16 protein-coding genes are annotated in these 17,911 nt (G+C 72.9%); 5 read left to right on the top strand and 11 right to left on the bottom strand.

Features of this window, described 5'->3' with window-relative positions:
* Positions 1 to 29: 29 nt before the first annotated feature.
* The 3 genes from PYR72_RS08985 to PYR72_RS08975 all read right to left on the bottom strand — a co-directional run bounded on the left by PYR72_RS08985 (position 30) and on the right by PYR72_RS08975 (position 3,844).
* Complete coding sequence (locus tag PYR72_RS08985) at positions 30 to 1,277, bottom strand: DUF4032 domain-containing protein (RefSeq protein ID WP_275454804.1); 1,248 nt, start codon at positions 1,275 to 1,277, stop codon at positions 30 to 32.
* Between the two features lie 126 nt (positions 1,278 to 1,403).
* The gene (locus PYR72_RS08980; protein ID WP_275454803.1) at positions 1,404 to 1,850 is read right to left on the bottom strand and encodes a DUF3592 domain-containing protein; all 447 of its coding nucleotides are present in this window, start codon (positions 1,848 to 1,850) and stop codon (positions 1,404 to 1,406) included.
* Positions 1,851 to 1,921: 71 nt separating this feature from the next.
* On the bottom strand, positions 1,922 to 3,844 hold the full coding sequence (locus PYR72_RS08975; RefSeq protein ID WP_275454802.1) for an AMP-dependent synthetase/ligase: 1,923 nt from the start codon (positions 3,842 to 3,844) through the stop codon (positions 1,922 to 1,924).
* A gap of 317 nt (positions 3,845 to 4,161) precedes the next feature.
* Between PYR72_RS08975 and PYR72_RS08970 the strand changes: the two genes are divergently transcribed.
* Positions 4,162 to 4,689, top strand: coding sequence for a hypothetical protein (locus PYR72_RS08970; RefSeq protein ID WP_275454801.1), 528 nt, complete (start codon positions 4,162 to 4,164; stop codon positions 4,687 to 4,689).
* Between the two features lie 274 nt (positions 4,690 to 4,963).
* On the opposite strand, the gene PYR72_RS08965 is transcribed toward PYR72_RS08970, so the two are convergent.
* Positions 4,964 to 5,947 carry a tripartite tricarboxylate transporter substrate binding protein gene (locus PYR72_RS08965; RefSeq protein ID WP_275460368.1) on the bottom strand — a complete coding sequence of 328 codons (984 nt, stop codon included), beginning with the start codon at positions 5,945 to 5,947 and terminating at the stop codon, positions 4,964 to 4,966.
* A 290-nt stretch (positions 5,948 to 6,237) separates the two neighbouring features.
* Here PYR72_RS08965 and PYR72_RS08960 point away from each other — a divergent pair, with 290 nt between their 5' ends.
* Positions 6,238 to 7,929 (top strand): ATP-binding protein, encoded by a 1,692-nt coding sequence (locus PYR72_RS08960; RefSeq protein ID WP_275454800.1) that lies wholly within the window; start codon positions 6,238 to 6,240, stop codon positions 7,927 to 7,929.
* Positions 7,926 to 8,648 carry a response regulator gene (locus PYR72_RS08955; RefSeq protein WP_275454799.1) on the top strand — a complete coding sequence of 241 codons (723 nt, stop codon included), beginning with the start codon at positions 7,926 to 7,928 and terminating at the stop codon, positions 8,646 to 8,648. The genes PYR72_RS08960 and PYR72_RS08955 overlap by 4 nt, the downstream gene beginning before the upstream one ends.
* 34 nt (positions 8,649 to 8,682) lie before the next feature.
* Here the strand turns inward: PYR72_RS08955 and PYR72_RS08950 are convergent, their stop codons facing one another.
* From PYR72_RS08950 to PYR72_RS08930, 5 genes are read right to left on the bottom strand one after another with little or no spacing between them, the layout of a single operon-like run.
* The gene (locus PYR72_RS08950) at positions 8,683 to 9,561 is read right to left on the bottom strand and encodes an STM4011 family radical SAM protein (protein ID WP_275454798.1); all 879 of its coding nucleotides are present in this window, start codon (positions 9,559 to 9,561) and stop codon (positions 8,683 to 8,685) included.
* An 8-nt stretch (positions 9,562 to 9,569) separates the two neighbouring features.
* Positions 9,570 to 10,934 (bottom strand): STM4012 family radical SAM protein, encoded by a 1,365-nt coding sequence (locus PYR72_RS08945; RefSeq protein ID WP_275454797.1) that lies wholly within the window; start codon positions 10,932 to 10,934, stop codon positions 9,570 to 9,572.
* Positions 10,931 to 11,737 carry an STM4013/SEN3800 family hydrolase gene (locus tag PYR72_RS08940; RefSeq protein WP_275454796.1) on the bottom strand — a complete coding sequence of 269 codons (807 nt, stop codon included), beginning with the start codon at positions 11,735 to 11,737 and terminating at the stop codon, positions 10,931 to 10,933. The genes PYR72_RS08945 and PYR72_RS08940 overlap by 4 nt, the downstream gene beginning before the upstream one ends.
* Positions 11,738 to 11,756: 19 nt before the next feature.
* On the bottom strand, positions 11,757 to 12,947 hold the full coding sequence (locus PYR72_RS08935; RefSeq protein ID WP_275454795.1) for an STM4014 family protein: 1,191 nt from the start codon (positions 12,945 to 12,947) through the stop codon (positions 11,757 to 11,759).
* 45 nt (positions 12,948 to 12,992) lie between these two features.
* Positions 12,993 to 13,961, bottom strand: a complete 969-nt coding sequence (locus PYR72_RS08930) for an STM4015 family protein (protein WP_275454794.1) — start codon at positions 13,959 to 13,961, stop codon at positions 12,993 to 12,995.
* Between the two features lie 258 nt (positions 13,962 to 14,219).
* Between PYR72_RS08930 and PYR72_RS08925 the strand changes: the two genes are divergently transcribed.
* Positions 14,220 to 14,546, top strand: coding sequence for a hypothetical protein (locus PYR72_RS08925; RefSeq protein ID WP_275454793.1), 327 nt, complete (start codon positions 14,220 to 14,222; stop codon positions 14,544 to 14,546).
* 76 nt (positions 14,547 to 14,622) lie between these two features.
* Complete coding sequence (locus PYR72_RS08920) at positions 14,623 to 15,648, top strand: DUF6745 domain-containing protein (RefSeq protein ID WP_275454792.1); 1,026 nt, start codon at positions 14,623 to 14,625, stop codon at positions 15,646 to 15,648.
* Between the two features lie 18 nt (positions 15,649 to 15,666).
* On the opposite strand, the gene PYR72_RS08915 is transcribed toward PYR72_RS08920, so the two are convergent.
* Positions 15,667 to 16,287: an L-threonylcarbamoyladenylate synthase gene (locus PYR72_RS08915; protein WP_012998703.1), complete on the bottom strand. Its 621-nt coding sequence runs from the start codon at positions 16,285 to 16,287 to the stop codon at positions 15,667 to 15,669.
* A 154-nt stretch (positions 16,288 to 16,441) separates the two neighbouring features.
* Entirely contained in the window at positions 16,442 to 17,806 is a 1,365-nt protein-coding gene (locus tag PYR72_RS08910; protein ID WP_275454791.1) for an FAD-dependent oxidoreductase, read from the bottom strand.
* Positions 17,807 to 17,911 lie beyond the last annotated feature (105 nt).

The following is a 17,911-nucleotide window of genomic DNA, read 5'->3' as shown; positions in this document are numbered from 1 at the left end:
GCGGCCGGCGGTCCCGGCCGCCCGGCCGCTCACTCGGGGGCGGCGTCCTCCGCCGGGGGCGGCAGCAGTGCGAGCGTCCTCGGCAGGACGTTGTCGATGTAGTCCTTCACGGCCGTGTCCAGGCCGATGTCGTGCTGGGCCCGCTCGGACAGGTACCAGCGGTGTTCGAGGAGCTGGTGGTAGATCTCCGCCGCGTCCATCGAGCCCCGCAGTTCGAGCGGGACGGCGCGCACGGTCGGCCGGAACACCTCCCGCACCCAGCGGTGGGCCAGCACCTCGGGGCGGGCGCCCAGGGGGTCGCCCGGGGCGTAGTCGTCCTGGGTGGCCATCCAGCTCTCCAGGTCGTTCAGCAGTCGCCGGGCCTGGTTCTCCTCGGTGTCCAGACCGGTGAGCCGCAGCAGCTGCCGCTGGTGGTGGCCGGCGTCGACGACCTTGGGCACGAAGGTCACCGTGTCACCGTTGTCGGCGTGCTCGATCTGCATCTCGGCGACGTCGAAACCGAGTTCGTTGAGACGGCGGATCCGGCGCTCGATGTAGTGGTACTTCCCGGCCGGGTACACCGACCGGCGCGTCAGCTCCTCCCACAGTGAGTGGTAGCGGGAGCAGATCTCGTTGCCGAACTCGATCGGGTCCACCGAGGGGTGCAGCGCGCCGGACGCCTCCAGGTCCAGCAGCTCGCCGCTGATGTTCACCCGGGCGAGATCGAGGTCGTACTCCCGCTGCCCGGAGCTGAGCCGGCTGTGCAGGTCGCCCGTCTCGGCGTCCACCAGATACGCCGCGTAGGCGCCCGCGTCGCGCCGGAACAGCGTGTTGGACAGCGAGCAGTCGCCCCACGCGAACCCGGTGAGGTGCAGCCGCACCAGCAGCACGGCGAGGGCGTCCATCAGCCGGTGCATGGTGGCCGGCCGCATGGTCGTCTCGAACATCGAGCGGTACGGCATCGAGCCGCCCAGGTGCCGGGTGATCAGCACCGACTCCAGGGGATCGCCCGCGTCGTCGAGCCGGCCGGTGACCACCCCGAGGGCGTCCACGGCCGGGATGCCGAGCCGGTCCAGGTCGCGCAGCAGCTCGTACTCGCGCAGGGCGGGCCGCTCGGCGAGTTCCTTGACGGCGACGACCTCGTCACCGGCCCGGGCGTAGCGCACCACGTGCCGGGAGATACCGCGGGGGAGCGGCACGAGATGGTGCTCGGGCCACTCCTCCAGCGGCACGTGCCACGGCAGTTCCAGCAGCAGCGCGGGGTGTTCCGGGTTGGTGGCGCTGATCTGCAGTGCCATGGGTCCTGGTCCTCAGCCTTCGTCTCGCGGTGGTGCGGGGTGCTCGCGGGGAAGCGGTTTCCCGCTGCCGCCCGGAGCATCTCCGCATCCGGAGGACCGTTTCGTCAACAGCCGCCCGATCCGTGGTCAGGAGGGCGTGGGGGCCGTCGGCTCCCGGCTCGGCTCCTGCTGGGGCCGTTTGAGCGCGGAGCGGACGTTCCAGCCGCCCACGGCCAGGCACAGCAGCCCGGTGGCGCCCGGGTACAGCCAGACGCCGTTGTCCCGCACGACGGCCGTGGCCGACGACGCGTCGTCGACGTAGGCGGGCACGGGCCCGGTGGGCCTGCTCGCGAACGTGGTGTCGACCTCGACCCTCGGAACGCGGAAGGAGCCGTCGTCGGCCCGGAAGGACCCCTCGCACGACCAGTCGTCGTCGCCGTCCGACTCGGACACCTGGCACCGGGTGACCTCGAACTGCCCGGCCACCCCGTTCAGTTGCGTCTCCAGCCGGAGCAGCGCCGCTCCGAGCAGAAAGGCTCCGCCGCCCAGCGCCGTGACCGTGGTCAGCAGCTTTCTCGGGCCCATACGTGCCATGGATCGTCCCCCAGTCGGTCTGTCGGTTCTGTCCGGTCGTTCGCGGCGGCGAGGCCGGTACCCCGGTGCGGTCAGTGCCGGGAGCGGCGGAAGACGTCGTCGGAGTCCGAGTCGTCCCAGCCCCCGGGCTCCTCCGGCACGCCGCGGCGCAGCGCCCGCGCCGAGGTCGCGTACATCGCCTCGATCTCCGCCTCGTACCGCCGTACGATCGCGTCCCGGCGCAGCTTCATCGACGGGGTGAGCAGGCCGTTGGCGAGGTCGAAGGGCTCGGGCAGGATCCGGTAGACACGGATCGACTCCGCGCGCGACACCGTGCTGTTGGCCGCCGCGATCGCCCGCAGCACCTCCTGCCGCAGCGCGTTCTCCTCCCGCGCCTCCCGGCCCAGCAGCTCGCCCGGCGCGGACAGCGACCCCCGCCAGTGCGCGAGGAACTCCGGATCCAGCGTGAGCAGGGCGCCCACGCACGGCCGGTCGTCGCCCACGACCACCGCCTGGTGGATCAGCGGATGCATCCGCAGCTGCTCCTCCAGCGGCGCCGGGGCCACGCCCTTGCCCCCGCTGGTGATGATGATCTCCTTCTTGCGGCCGGTGATCGACAGATACCCCTCGTTGTCCAGCCGTCCGATGTCCCCGGTGGCCAGCCAGCCGTCCTGCAGCGCGGCCCGCGTGCCCGCCTCGTCGTTGACGTAACCCTGGAACACCGAGGGGCCGTTGACGAGGATCTCCCCGTCCCGGGCCACCCGGATCTCCGTCCCCGGCAGCGGACGGCCCACGGTGCCGAACTTCTCCCGGCCCACCGGCTGGGCGGTGATGCCGCCGGCGGTCTCGGTGAGGCCGTACCCGTCGTGGACGAGGATGCCGATGCCGGCGTAGAAGAGCGCGAGGTCGCGGTTGAGCGGCGAGCCGCCGGAGCAGCCGCCGCGCACCCGGCCGCCGAGGGCCCCGCGCAGCTTGCGGTACACCGCCTTCTCGTAGAAGGCGTGTTGCAGCTTCAGGTCCATGGCCGGGCCGGCGCCGGTGCCCAGCCGCTGCCGTTCGGCGGCGAGGGCGTAGTCCTGGGCGGTGCGCACCGCGCGCTCGAACAAGGGGCCCCGGCCGGCCTGTTGGGCCTTGCGCAGGAAGTTCTTGTAGATCTTCTCGAAGAGATAGGGCACACCGAAGAGGAAGGTCGGCCGGAAGGACCGCAGCGACGCGGACAGGGCCTCCTCGGTCGGCTCCGGTTCGTGCGCCAGGAGCAGCCCGCCGCGCAGACACATCCCCTGGATCATCAGGCCGTAGACGTGCGAGAACGGCAGGAACGCCAGGATCGCGGGCTGTTCGCCCGGCGCGGCGGTCGTCTGCCGCCACCCGGCGAGCAGCACGTCGCAGGGGCTGGCCAGGCTGCGGTGGGAGAGCGCGCAGCCCCGCGGGCGGCCGGTCGTGCCGGAGGTGTACGCGATCACCGCCGTGGAGTCCGGCATCACGATGCGGCGCAGCGAGTCCACCGTCGCGTCCGGCACCTCCCGGCCGGCCTCGACGAGCTGCGGCAGGGAATCGGTGTCCAACTGCCAGACGTGGCGCAGCAGCGGCAGCTTGGCGCACACCGAACCGACGGTCATCACGCCCAGTTCGTCCTCGACGACCACGCCCACACAGCCCGCGTCCCGCAGGATCCACTCGATCTGGTCGCGCGACGACGTGGGACAGACCGGCACGATCTCGGCGCCCACGGCCCACAACGCGACGGCGAGCAGCGTCCACTCGTACCGGGTGCGGGCCATCACGGCGACCCGGTTGCCCGGCCGGATCCCGGAGGCGATCAACCCCTTGGCCAGATCGGAGACTTCGTCCCGCGTCTCCGCCGCGCTCACCCGGGTCCAGGTGTCCGGGAAGGCGGGGTCGCGGCGCGCGATCTGCGGCAGCGCGGGATCACGGTGTGCCGTCTCGAACAGCGGATCGGCCAGCCCTCCGGTCATGACCGGTCCCGTCGGTGGAGCAAGACCGAAGTTGCCCATGCGACGCTCAGAACCTTCCCTGCACGCGACCTCGCCGAGCGGTGCGCCAACCGGCGGTGATCGAACGTAGCGTACGGCCCCCGCCCCGCGCGCGGGGAATCGGCAAGTCGGGCCGCCGCCCATCCGTACGGTGGGCCGTGGACGTGATGTGCGGCACGTGCGCGGCCGCCCGCGCGAGGCCCTCCCGGCAATCGTCGCTGCACACGGCTTGATCACCTCTGACCGGCGGTGATGCCCCGAACCCGGACGTCCGACGGGTGTGGCACTGTGGTGCGCGCGAACGCGGGAGAGGTCCCGCCGATGTGGAGAGGTGGACGGTGCGCGAGCCCAATGTGATCGGGGACTGGCAGGAGTACGACGGTGACCTGGCCGGCCTGCGCGTGCGCGTCCACCAGGTGGAGTGCGCCGAGCCCCCTCGGGGCCGCGACGACGCCGCCGAGGGCCTCGCGTACTTCCGGTTCCGGGTGACGGTGGAGAACCGCGGCGCCGAGCACGTCGGCCTGCACCTGGAGGACGGCCAGCTCGACATCCGCACCGGGCCCGACGGCGAGAGCGCCTTCCTCGACTGGCGCAACTCCCGGTTCATCGAGGGCTTCGACCTGTATCCGCTGCGCCGCGCCACCTCCGTCCTGTACGCGGCGGCTCCCGAGGCCCACCTCACCCAGTTCGACATCCAGGTCCAGCTGCGCGTCGACGAGGAGTGGACCGAGCGGTACCTGTGGTCCGGCGGCATCGGGATCGACGAGAACCTCCTCGATGCGTCGGCCGGCACGGGCCGGGAGGGCATCGCCGGGCAGATCAGCGCGTTCCTGCACGAGGAGGCGGAGCGGGGGGCGGCGGGCTGAACCCCGCCCCGGAACTCACCCCGGACCGGCGGGCGTGCGGTCCCGGGCGCCCGGGAGCAGGCGTTTCAGCAGCGGCCGGGCCTGCGGCACGGCGATGATCGCGCCCACAGGATGTTGACCGGGGTCAGGGCCGTGCCGAAGCCGTCGAGGAGGGGCCGAAGGCGTCCACGTCAGAGCACTCTCATCAGCGGGCCGCCCGGCAGGGGCACCCCGAGCAGGTGGTCGAACAGGATGTACCGACCAGGGGGAGTGCCGGTGGTGTCGGCGTCCGCCGTCACAGCCCCAGCTCCTTCAGCACCGACACCACGCGCTTGTCCTGGGCCTCCAGGAACGCGCCGAACGCGTCGCCGCTCAGGAACGCGTCGTCCCAGCCGTGTCGCTTCAACGACTGGCGCCACTGCGGCGAGTCGTGCAGTTCCTCGACGAGCCGGGTGAGCTTGTCGCGCTGGGCGTCGGTGAGGCCGGGCGGGGCGACGATGCCGCGCCAGTTGGTGAAGTTCACGTCGTAGCCCGCCTCCCGGAGGGTGGGCGCGTCCAGCCCGGCCACCCGCTTCGGGCCGGTCACCGCGAGCAGCCGCAGCTCGCCCGCCCTGATCTGGTCCAGGTACTCGCCGACGCCCGACACCCCGAAGGCGACCTTGTCGCCGAGGATCGAGGCGAGCAGCTCGCCGCCGCCGTCGAAGGGGACGTAGTTGACGTCCTTCGGCGAGATCCCCGCCGCCCGCGCCATCAGCATCGGCGCCAGATGGTCCGGCCCGCCCGGCGCCGACCCGCCGCCCACCGGCAGCTCGCCCGGGTCCTCCTTCCACGCCGCGATCAACTCGTCGACCGTCTTGTACGGCGAGTCCTTCGCGACCACCACGACGTCCTGCTCCTCGGTGAGGCGGGCGATCGGTGTGGTGTCGGCGAGGGTCTTCGGCGCGTCGTTGGAGCGGACGGCGCCGACGACACCGAGCCCCATCGACATGGCGAGCCTGCCGTTGCCGTGCTCGCCCACCAGCCGGCTCAGCCCGACCGTGCCGCCGGCCCCGGGCAGGTTGAACACCTCGATGGTGTGGGTGAGCCCGGCGTCCTCGGCGTTCTTCGCGGCCGTCCGGGCCGTGATGTCGTAGCCGCCGCCGGGCGTGTTCGGCACCATGAAGCGCAGGCCCGGGATCCGGGTGCCGGAGTCGCCACCGCCGCCGGCCGTCAGCAGCGGCGGCCCCACGAGCACGAGAGCGGCCGCCCCGAGCAGGGCGAGGGGGGTGCGCAGCCGCACGAATGCCACCACCTGTCGGTCGGAGTCGAGGGGGTGAGTGATCTGGACCACATCGTGCCCAGGGGAAGCGGAACCGACTCCGTTGTGCACACAACGGAGGTTGTGGTCGTAGTGGTCACGGCGCCTGTCACCGTATGAGCACGTCCCGCACACCTCTCTTTCCCGGATCGGGACCGGGCGCCATGATTGTGCGACCCACCGCACAGGCCGGTGCCCGAGCCGCCTGACAACGTGTCGGCACGAGAGAAGAGTCCGTCGTGGTGTTCCGTCGCCATACCCTCGCAGGCGAGATGCTGGTGCTCCAGCTCGCCATCGTCGTGGTGGTGCTGCTGGCGGTCGCGGCGGTCTCGCTCACGCAGTCGGCGGCCACCTTCAACCGGGTCGAGGGACGCCGGGTCACCGCCTTCGCCGAGCAGCTCGCCGCGAATCCCCTGGTCCGCGACCGGCTCGCCCAGCCCGTCGCGCACGAGGTGCTGGCGCCCCTGGTGAACTCCGTCCAGACGCAGTCGGGGGTCACGTCCGTGACCGTCGCCGACGCCGACGGCCGGATCGTCAGCTCCACCGACCCCACCGTGATCGGCGAGACGATGCCCGCCGACGAGACGGCGGTGGCGGGCCGTGGCTGGTCCGGCCCGCTGACCTTCGACGGCAGCCGGGAACTGGTCGCCCAGGTCCCCGTGCTCGGCGCGACGGTCGACGACGACCTGGGCCGGCTGCTGGGCACGGTGATGATCGGCGAGGCCGCCCCGACCGTGTGGCAGCGCCTGGGCGGAGCCTCCTCCTACCTCCTCGCCTACCTCGGCATCGCCAGCGGCCTCGGCCTCGCCGGTTCCTGGCTGCTGGCCCGCCGCGTCAAACGGCAGACCCTCGGCCTGGAGCCCCAGGAGATCGCCGGCCTCGCCGAACACCGCGAGGCCATGCTCTACGGCATCGCCGAGGGAGTGATCGCCCTCGACCCCCAGCACCGGCTCACCCTCGTCAACGAGATGGGCCGGCGCCTGCTCGACCTGCCCGGGGACTGCGTCGGCAAGAGCCTGGCCGACCTCGGCGTGGAGGGGCGGCTGCGGGACGTCCTGGTGGGAGCGCAGGAGGCGGGCGGCGGCACCCGCCCCGGGGAGGCCGGCGCCCGGGGCACGGCCGCCGGTGACGCCGCCACGGCCCAGGACGCGCCGGCCGACCGGCGGGACGAGGTGGTCGTCCGCCGGGGCCGGGTGCTGGTGATGAACCGGATGACCGTCACCAAGGACGGGCGTCACCTCGGCTCCGTCACCACGCTCCGGGACCGCACCGAGCTGGCCCGGCTCGAACGGGAGATCGGCTCCTTCCGCAGCTCCGCCGAACTGCTGCGCGCCCAGGCCCACGAGTTCGCCAACCAGCTGCACACCATCTCCGGACTCATCCAGATCGGCGAACAGGACGAGGTCGTCCACTACATCCGCGCCCTGAGCCGCCACCGCCACTCCCTCGACGTCACCCTCAGCCGCCGCGTCCGCGACACCGCCGTCGCCGCCCTGCTCACCGCGAAGACCTCCCTCGCCGCCGAACGCCGGGTCACCCTGCGCATCTCGGAGAGCACCGCGCTCGACCGGCTCGCCCCCGAGGACGCCGCCGACGTGGCGACCGTCGTCGGCAACCTCGTCGATAACGCCGTGGACGCGGCCGCCACCACGACCCTCCCCGACGGCCACGAGGCATGGGTCGAGGTGGAACTGCGCCAGGACGCCTCCAGCGTGGAGATCGTCGTCCGCGACTCGGGCCCCGGCGTGGCCCCCGAACTCGCCCGTGAGGTCTTCTCCCACGGCTTCACCACCAAGGCCGCCCGCGAAGGCGGACGCGGCATCGGCCTGGCCCTCACCCGCCTGGTCTGCGAACGCCACGGCGGTGAGATCTCGGTGACCAACACCCCCGACGGGGCCATGTTCACCGCCCGCATGACCGTCAGCCACCTCGCCGACGCGGTGGCGGAAGGAGCGTCACCATGAACGGCACGAGCGGCACGAACGGCACGAGCAGCCCGCCCGGCACCATCGACGTGCTCGTCGTCGACGACGACTTCATGGTGGCCCGGGTCCACCGCGCCTTCGTCGAACGCGTCGAGCCCTTCCGCGTCGTCGGCGTCGCCAGCACCGGAGAACAGGCGGTGCGGGCCGTCGACGAACTCCGCCCCGACCTGGTCCTGCTCGACCTCTACCTGCCCGACGGCTTCGGCCTCGACGTCATACCCCGGCTGCGCACCGCCGGCCACGACTGCGACGTCATGGTCATCAGCGCCGCCCGGGAGGCCGACAGCGTGCGCGGCGCGGTCCGTCACGGTGTCGTCGACTACCTCCTCAAGCCCTTCGAGTTCGAGGAGCTGCGCTCCCGGCTCCAGCGGTACGCGGCCCAGCGCGGACGCCTGCTCACCACCGTCGTCCGCGGCCAGGCCGACGTCGACCGGGTCCTCGCCGGAGCCGCCGCGCCCGCCCCGGCGGCCGGCGCGCTGCCCAAGGGCATGAGCGTCGAGACCGCCGAACTCATCGAAGGCACCCTGCGCGGCGCCGACGGCAGCCTCTCCGCCACCGAGTGCGCCACCCTCACCGGCATCTCCCGGGTCAGCGCCCGCCGCTACCTGGAGTACTTCCACGGCACCGGCAGCGCGGACGTCTCCCTGCGCTACGGAGTGGCCGGGCGGCCGGAGCGCCGCTACAGCTGGCGGGTGTGACGGACCAGGCCCGGCCCCGGCGGTGGCCGCCGGGTCACGAACCCACGGGCCCGCCGATTCCCCGTCGCGCCCGCGGCGTCGGTACGCGTTCCAGGACTCCGCCCGCGAAGACGTCGTACAGGGGCAGTGTCTCCAGGTGGACGTACCCGATGTGGCAGTCGCAGACGGCCAGCGGGCACGGGCGGGGCGCGAGCGCCGCGCGGAAGGAACCGTCGTAGAGGTTGCCCAGCTCCGCCTTGACGAAGTGGCAGCGCCGCACCGTCCCCTCGCCGTCCACGGACACGACCGTCGAGCCCGTACGGCAGGCGCGCCCCGCCGAGCGGTGCGGGTGACGGCTGAACGGGAAGAGGGGATCGAGCCCGGTCCACACCGCCGCCTCCTCGTCGGTGTAGGTGTGCCCCTCGGCGGCGTTCACCCACAGGTACACCTCCTGCGGCAGCTCCCCGCGCAGCCGCCGGGCGTGCTCCAGATGCTCGGGCAGCCCGACGACGCCCACGCTGAACCGGATCCCCATCCCGGCCAGCCGCCGCGTCTTGTCGAGGAACCGCTCGTACGGGGTCTGCCCGGGGTGGTAGGTGCACCACAGGGCCACCGTGTCCCGGTCGGCCCGGTCCAGCCACTCCGTGCGGCAGCTGAGGTTCGTCTGGATCGCCACCCGGTCGATGTGCGGCGCGTGGGAGAGGCCGACCAGTGCCTCCCGGTACCAGGAGCGCGTCAGCCCCTCGCCCCACGGCGTGAAGAGGACCGAGAGCCGGTCCCCGGTCTGCTCCCGGGCCCAGCCGGTGAAGCGGTCCAGGGCCGCGCGGTCGGCCCGCAGCCGGTCCGGGGAGTCGCGGCGCTTGGCGAACGGGCAGTAGGGGCAGTCGTAGTCGCAGGACGCGAGGGGGCCCCGGTACAGGATCGTCAGGTCCATGGGCTCCGTCACCTCGGCTCGTACCCGGCCATCGCGGCCCGCACGGCGGGGGAGAAGAAGCCGGGCCCGATCGCGTCCGAGTGGGCCAGCCCCTCGGCGGACAGGCGCAGCAGCCCTTCGCCCGCCTCCGCCAGCCAGCCGCGCCCGGCCAGCAGCTCCAGCTCCGCGGGGAAGTCCGCGTACGGGTCCGATCCGAACCGGCTCCGGTACTCCGCCACCGGCATCCCCCGGGCCTGGAGCAGCGACTGCAGCAGGTGGCGCCGCCGCGCCTCGTCCTCGTCCACCTCCCGGCCGTGCACGGCGTGGCCGAAGTCCTCGGTGGTGGTGTAGTCGTCGATGATCGTGCGGATCCGGCTCATGCCGACCGCGTAGTCGAAGGAGTAGTGCAGCCTCGACGTGTACGACCGGGCGCCGCAGCCCAGGCCGATCATGCCGTCGGTCTGGCAGGCGTGGTCGTCCGGGCCCTGCGCCGGCGCGTCCGCGCGGCGGAACATCCGCATGGAGACCTGCTCGTAGCCCCGCGCGAGCAGATGGTCCCGGCCCTCGCGGTAGCGCCGCAGCCGGGTCTCGTCCCACTCGCGGTCCGCGACCGCCGGGTCCGCGTGACGCCCGAGCCCCGTCAACGGCCGGACGTACAGCGGATAGAGATAGATCTCCTCCGGCCGCCAGGCGAGGGCCGCGTCCAGCGACAGCCGCCAACTGGCCGCCGTCTGCCCGTCGATGCCGTAGATCAGGTCGATGTTGAGGACGGGCAGTCCGGCGTCGCGGATCCGGCCGAGCGCGGCCTCCACGTCGGAGCGCCGCTGCGGGCGTACGGCCGCACGGGCCTCCTCGGCCACGAAGCTCTGCACACCCAGACTCAGCCGGGTGGTGCCCCGCTCGGCCAGGACCGCCAGCCGGTCGGCGGTCGCCGTGGCGGGCGACGCCTCCACCGACAGCGGGATCGCCCGCAGGTCCGCGCCCAGGTGCCGCTCGGCGATGTCGCACAGCCGCTCCAGCTCGGCGGCCTCCAGATAGGTCGGTGTGCCCCCGCCGAAGGCGGCGTTGGCGAACCGTACCGGTTCCTCGTCCCCGAGGGCCTCCCGCACCGCGATCGCCTGCCGTTCGAGGGCGTCGAGATAGCGGCCGGTCAGCCCGTCCGGCGCGCCGATGCGGGTGAACAGGTTGCAGAAGCCGCACCGCACCTCGCAGAACGGGATGTGCGCGTACAGCGACAGCGCCTGCCGGGACTCCCCGGCCCACAGCTCCGCCAGCCGCGGGGCGCCGGACAGCTTCCGGTACGCCGTCTTGTGCGGGTAGGCGTACACGTAGTGCTGATAGGGCCGCACCGCTGCGGGGGTGTCGGGGTCCAGGTGGGTCATGGTGACGGTCATGCGGACGGCTCCAGGAAGAAGTGGCTGTAGGGGACGGTCCACACGGCCTCGTGGCCGAGCCGGTGTCCGGTGTAGCCGTCCTCGCCGTAGGTGGTCCCGTGGTCGGAGCAGACGACGGCGAAGCAGCGGCGCCGCGCACTCATCGCGGCGAAGAGCCGCCCGATGTGCCGGTCGACGTACTCCAGGGCCGCCGCGTGCGTGGCCAGGCTGTCGCCCGCCTCCCGGGTGGCGCCCGGCAGATGGAACCAGTTCGGCTGGTGCAGCGCCGAGACGTTGAGGAACAGGAACAGCCGCTGTCCGGCGGGCAGTTCGGTCACGATTCGTTCGGCGCGGGCCACCTGGGACTCGAAGGACGTCGGGGACGCCACGGAGAACTCCGGCTCCCAGTGGCTCTCCTGGAACAGGTCCGGCAGGACGCTGCCGAGGGCCCCCTGCTTGTTGAAGAAGCCGACACCGCCGACGCACACCGTGCGGTAGCCGCGTGCGGCGAGTGCCGACACCAGGTCGGGAGCGTCGAAGACGAAGGTGCCTCCCGCGGTGGTCTCGCTGCCCGCGAACCGGCTCGCGAAGAGCCGCGGATGCGGGCCCGGGGCCGCCGGGGTCGGCAGGAAACCCGCGAACATCGCCTGGTGCGAGGCGTAGGTGAAACTGCCGGGTGCGTGCCGCTTCTCCCAGGCGCCGCCCGGCAGCCGGCCGGCCAGGTTCGGCAGCCGGCCCGCCGCGGCCAGCTCCACCGCCACGTCGTACCGCAGGGTGTCCAGGGTGAGCAGCAGCAGGTCGTCGCGGCCCACGACCTCGTTCATGTCGGGTGCGTCAGCGGATTCAACAGGGTGCATGGTCGTTCCTCGCGTGGGGGTGGTGCCAGGGGGCCGTGGACGAGGGGCCCGGGGGCGGGGCGTCGCGCACGGCGGCGAGCTGGGCCGTGTAGGTGTCCAGGCCCTCCGCCGGGCCGCCGGGCAGGCCGGTCAGCCGGGGCAGCAGATCACCGAACGCGTTGACCTCGCCCACGGCGAACCGTCGCCAGCCGATCGCCGGGAGCAGGTCCACGCCGACGCTCAGCGTGCCGGGGAAGCAGGCGGCGGCCCGCTCGCAGATGTCGAGGGCCTGCCGCCAGCGGTCGCCCGCCGCCTCCACGACCGAGGTGAGGTCGCCCCGCGCCCCGCCCAGATGGAGGTTGGTCATCGGGAAGCGGCTGGTGCGCACCACGGCGTGCGTGGCCCGGCCCGCCACGACCAGCACCCGCAGATCCGCCGACCTGCCGTGCGCGGACGCCTTCGGCAGCCAGCGCTCGATGTGCAGGCCGTCGGCCGCGAGCACGTCGACGATGCCGGCGATCTCCCGCTCGTCCGAGTAGCGCCGCACCCGCAGCGAATTGTGCAGCCGGAGCGGGGCGCGCGGCCCGCCGTCGGCGGCGACCTCCACGGAGGTGGTGGCCCTGATCCGCCCGCCCGCCGACGACTCCACGGCCAGCACCCCGGACGCGGAGGACCCGTGGGCGAGCTTCACGAAGACACGCGGCATGCCGTGCTCCCGCATCGCCGCCCGCACGTCGTCCCAGCCGCGCACCGGCCACGCGCCGCCCGAGGTGGGCGACGGGGGCACCGGGACGCCCGCCGCGTCGAGCCGGGCGTGGCACAGCCGCTTGTCGAACAGCACCGGCAGATCCGCCGGATCGTCCAGCCGCAGCCCGCCCCGCAACGACCCCACCGCGGCCAGGAACCTGTCGTACCAGAGGCCCGAGCCCTCGACCCGCGTGGGATCGTCGACGCCCCGCAGCAGCCGGTCCACCTCGGCGTTCTCGCCCGGCGAGTCCAGCCGTACGATCTCGTCCCCGGCGAACGCGTGGCCGCCGTCGCGCAGCACGTCCCGCCACTCGACGACCCGCGGCGTACCGATCCCGGCCGCCTCGGCCGCCGCGCGGAACAGCCCGACCCGCCGGTTCTCCCCGTTCCCGACGACCACCCACCGGTACGGGCCGGGACCCGTCCCCGCCGCACCGCTCCCACCCGACATGCCGCCCCCCTTTTTTCGACCGTGACCGTCTACGCGCTCACTCGCTCACTCGCTCACCGCGACGAACCGCCAGACCGTGCCGTCCTCCTCCTCGTCCGACTCGGCGTCATCGGGGTCGACGTCGACCTGGACGCCCTCGGCCTCCAGGGAGTCCCGGAGGCGGTCGCGCATCCCCGGGCTCAGGTAGTTGTGGTGCAGGTCCAGCGTGGTGAGATGGGTCAGCGGCTGGCCCGTGAGCAGCGCGGTCGCGCCGTCGTCGGTGAGCACGCCCATGGACACGTCCAGGACGTCGAGGCGGGCCACCACGGGGGCCGAGGCCAGGGCCACGCAGATCTCGTCCTGCATCTCGCTGTTGCGCAGGGCCAGGTGCTTGAGGGCCGGCAGCCGGGTGCCGGCGAGGATCGGCGCGAGGTCGGCGACCTCGGCGTCGCCGCCGTACTCGGACGTCCCCAGCCACAGGTCCAGCTCGGCCAGGGCCGGCAGGTCACTGCCCGCGACGCCCCGGACGGCTTCCACGGGCATGCCGCCGGTCTCCACCGTCAGCGAGCGCAGCCGTTCGTGCCGCAGCGCCGGGAAGACGAGTCCCTCGCCGCCGCGCACACCGAACTCCTCCAACTCGGGAAAGGCGTCCAGCAGCGGGCCGACATCGCCCTGGTTGATCCAGGAGATCTCGCACTCCTCGCCCACGATGTCGCCGAGGAACAGGGCACGCAGCGCGGGCAGCCGGTCCTTCGCCGCGATCAGGGCCTCGACGATGCTCTCGGGGCCGCTCTCGTAGGCCTCGCTCCAGGCGCCCACGACCAGCGCCCGCACCTTCTCGGTGCCGACGGAGGCCAGGAACCGGGCGAACGCCTCCTCCCACGCCTCCTCGCTGTCGTAGGACTCCACGGCGATGCTCCAGGCCACCGACTCGGGGGAGGGCAGGTGCCCGGCCCCCTCCGGGCCCTTCACCGACGTGGGGAAGCGGTGGACCGGCAGGCCGTGGAACTCCTCCAGATGGCTCCCGATGGTCATGTGCGCCCCGCCCCTTCGTTCCCTGTCCATGGATGGCGCCGGGCCCGTGCCCGGTCCGCCCGTCTCGCCCCCGCGGCGCAGGGCGCCGCCGGGTAGGGGAGTTCTACCAAGACCGACTGACACCGCGTGCGGCGGACCCCTGTCCCGGGGACGAACAGCCGTCCGCGCCCCGGCGAACGGGCGTGCGCGGATCGATTGTCAGTGGCGGGCCCTACGGTCCTGTCGTGGCACAGCGCGTGCCCGACGGGAGGGAGACCCATGTACCGGCAAGGAGACGTCCTCATCGCGCCGTTGGAGCCGGCCGCCGTGCCCGGCGACGCGCTCGACGCCGCCTCGGAACCGCGCGACCGGCGCGGCCGGCTCGTCCTCGCCCTCGGCGAGGTCACCGGGCACGCCCACGCCGTGGTCGGCCCCGGCCGGCTCGTCCGCGAGGCGGGCCCGTTCGGACCGATGCTGCTGCACGTGCCGGAGGGCGCCCGCGTCGTCCACGAGGAGCACGCGGCCATCTCCCTGCCCAAGGGCTGGTACCGGGTCGTACGGCAACGGGAGTACGTACCGGGGTCGGTGCGGATCGTCGCCGACTGAACCGGCGGACGGGGAGGGGCGGCCGCGGCGTGCGGCGGCCCGCGGGAACGGACACACGGCATCCAGGAGGAACGGCGTGACGGAACGGACGAGTTGGCGGGCGGTGGCGGCGGCCACCGGGGCGGGCGACCGGGCCCGGGCGGAGGCGGGCGTGCGCCTGGCCTACCGGCGGGCGGGGCTGCGGGAGCCCGGGCGGATCGTGTGGGCCCGCTCGCCCCTGGAGGCGGTACGCCTGCTGTCGGGAGCGCCGAGGGAGGACGGCGAGGCGCTGCCCGCGACCGGGGCGAGCGTGCGGGACGCGGTGCGCAACAGAGCCGTCGCCGCCGAACGGGCCCGGCTGCACACCCGGCTGGGCCCCGCCGGCTGGAGCGCCCACTGGACCGCGACGGGCGCCGGCCTGTGGGAGACGACCCGTCCGCTGATCGACCGTGTCCGCACCGGCGTCGTCGAGGCCCTGGCTCCCGCGGACCGCACGGAGGAGACCGGCATCCGTCTGCTCCTCCTGGACGCCGTCCTCGGCCAGCACGACGCGGCCTGGCTCGCCGCGTTCGACGCCGCCCCGGGCCTCGACGCACTGGCCGAGGTCGCCCGCACGGCCGGCTGGTGGTGGCCGTACGAGAACGTCGCGGTCGTCACCGAGCGGCCCGTGGAACTGCACCGCGACGAGGCGGGCCGGCTGGACCGCGGCGACGGGCCCGCGCTCGCCTACGCCGACGGATTCGCCCTGCACGCCTGGCGCGGGCTGCCCGTCCCCGGCGCCTTCCTCGACCGGCTGGGCTCGCTGACCCCGGCGGAGATCCGGGCGGAGGAGAACGCGGAACTGCGCCGCGTGATGCTGGAGTTCTACGGCTACGACCGCTATCTGGAGGAGTCCGGCGCGCAGCCGGTGCACCGCGACGAGACGGGCGTGCTGTGGCGCATCGCCCTGCCGGGCGACGAGGACGTGGTGATGGTCGAGGTCGTCAACTCCACGCCGGAGCCGGACGGCACGAGCCGCACCTACTGGCTGCGGGTGCCGCCCGCCACGACCACGGCCCGCGCGGGGGTGGCGTGGACGTTCGGGCTGAGCGCCGAGGCGTACGAGCCGCTGCGGCAGACCTGAGCCGGGCCGCCGCCGGGGTCACTCGAACCGTGAGGTGTCGCCCGCGCCCTTGCGGATGATCTCCGCCTCGCCGCTGGAGAAGTCGATGACGGTCGTCGGCTCCGTGCCGCAGTCCCCGGAGTCCACCACCGCGTCGACCAGGTAGTCCAGGCGCTCCTTGATCTCCCAGCCCTGGGTCAGCGGCTCCTCCTCGTCGGGCAGCAGCAGGGTGCTGGAGACCAGCGGCTCGCCCAGCTCGGCGAGCAGTGCCTGGACCACACGGTGGTCGGGGATGCGTACCCCGACGGTCTTCTTCTTGGGGTGGAGCAGTTTGCGGGGCACCTCCCTCGTGGCGGGGAGGATGAAGGTGTAGCTGCCGGGCGTCGACGCCTTCACGGCGCGGAACACGTCGTTGTCGACGTGGACGAACTGGCCCAGCTGCGCGAAGTTCTCGCACACCAGGGTGAAGTGGTGGCGGTCGTCGAGCTGCCGGATCGTCCTGATCCGCTCGATGCCGTCACGGCTGCCCAGCTGGCACCCCAGCGCGAAGCAGGAGTCCGTCGGATACGCGATGAGCCCACCCTGACGAATGCTGTCGGCCACCTGCCCGATGGCACGCGGCTGGGGGTTGTCGGGGTGCACGTCGTAGTACTTGGCCATTCCCCGAGCTTATGCCTCAGGGGCCCGCGCACCCGTCGATGGGGCCGCAGGCCCCTCTCAAGGGGCGCGGGGAACTGCGCGACCAGCCACGAACAACCCGCAGCCGAACAACCGCCCACAGTCCCCCCACCCCACCCTGCCCCGAGCGGAGCGCCTACGCGCCGCTCGCCCGCAGCATGTCCTCACGCTCGACGATCTTCACGCGCTCCCGGCCCTGCGGTTCACCGAGCGCCTTCTCGGCGGCGTCGAGCTCGTACCAGCCCTGCCACGTCGTGAAACGCACGTTGCGCTCGGCGAGGAACGCGTCCACGGCCTCCGGGGAAGGCGCGGACGGCTCGTGCAGCCGGCCGTTCGCGAAGTCGTCCAGGAGGTTGGAGACGGTCTCGTTGGCGTCGCCCTTGGTGTGCCCGATGAGGCCCACCGGACCGCGCCGGATCCAGCCGGTGACGTACGTCGACTGCAGGTGCGCCCCGGTCTCCTCGATGACCCGGCCGCCCGCGTCCGGGACCGTGCCCGACTCGACGTCCCAGGGGAGCTTGGGCAGCTTGTCCGAGAGGTAGCCGACCGCGCGGTACACGCCGGTGACGTCCCAGTCCTTGAACTCGCCGGTGCCCTTGACGTTGCCGGTGCCGTCCAGGGCGGTGCGCTCGGTGCGCAGGCCGACGACCTTGCCGTCCTCGCCGAGGATCTCGGTGGGCGACTCGAAGAAGTGCAGGAACAGCTTGTGCGGGCGGTCGCCGGTGTCGCGGATCGCCCAGTTCTCCAGGGTCTTGGCGACCATGTCGGCCTGCTTGTTGCCGCGCCGGGTCGCGATGGAACCCTCGTCGTAGTCGATGTCCTCGGGGTCGACGATGACCTCGATGTTGGGGGAGTGGTCCAGCTCCCGCAGCTCCATCGGGGAGAACTTCGCCTGCGCCGGGCCGCGGCGGCCGAAGACGTGGACCTCCAGCGCCTTGTTGGCCTTCAGACCCTCGTACACGTTGGCCGGGATCTCGGTCGGCAGCAGTTCGTCGGCCGTCTTGGCGAGGATGCGGGCCACGTCGAGCGCGACGTTGCCGACACCGAGCACGGCGACCTTCTCGGCCTCCAGCGGCCAGGTGCGCGGGACGTCCGGGTGGCCGTCGTACCAGGAGACGAAGTCGGCCGCGCCGTACGAGCCGTCGAGGCCGATGCCGGGGATGTCGAGCGCGCGGTCGGCCGTCGCGCCCGTGGAGAAGATCACGGCGTCGTAGAACGCGCGCAGATCGTCCAGGTTGATGTCCCCCGGGTAGTCGACGTTGCCGAAGAGGCGGATCTGCGGCTTGTCGAGGACCTGGTGCAGGGCGGTGATGATGCCCTTGATGCGGGGGTGGTCGGGGGCCACGCCGTAACGGATCAGTCCGAACGGGGCGGGCATCCGCTCGTAGAGGTCGATGGACACGCCGGGCTCGGTGGCCACGTCGGACTTCAGCAGCGCGTCGGCGGCGTAGATCCCGGCGGGTCCGGCTCCGACAATGGCTACCCGCAGAGGGCGGGGCATGTTCAGGTTCCCTTCGAGCGGAGAAAAGCGACTCGACGGCAACCCTAAACTAAGGTAACCCTTACCAGGTACTCGGGTCGGGTCTATGACCTCATAAGGCGATCT

This window comes from Streptomyces sp. VNUA24 (assembly GCF_029167005.1).
GTDB lineage: Bacteria > Actinomycetota > Actinomycetes > Streptomycetales > Streptomycetaceae > Streptomyces > Streptomyces scabiei.
This window is presented reverse-complemented; position numbering and strand designations above follow the sequence as displayed.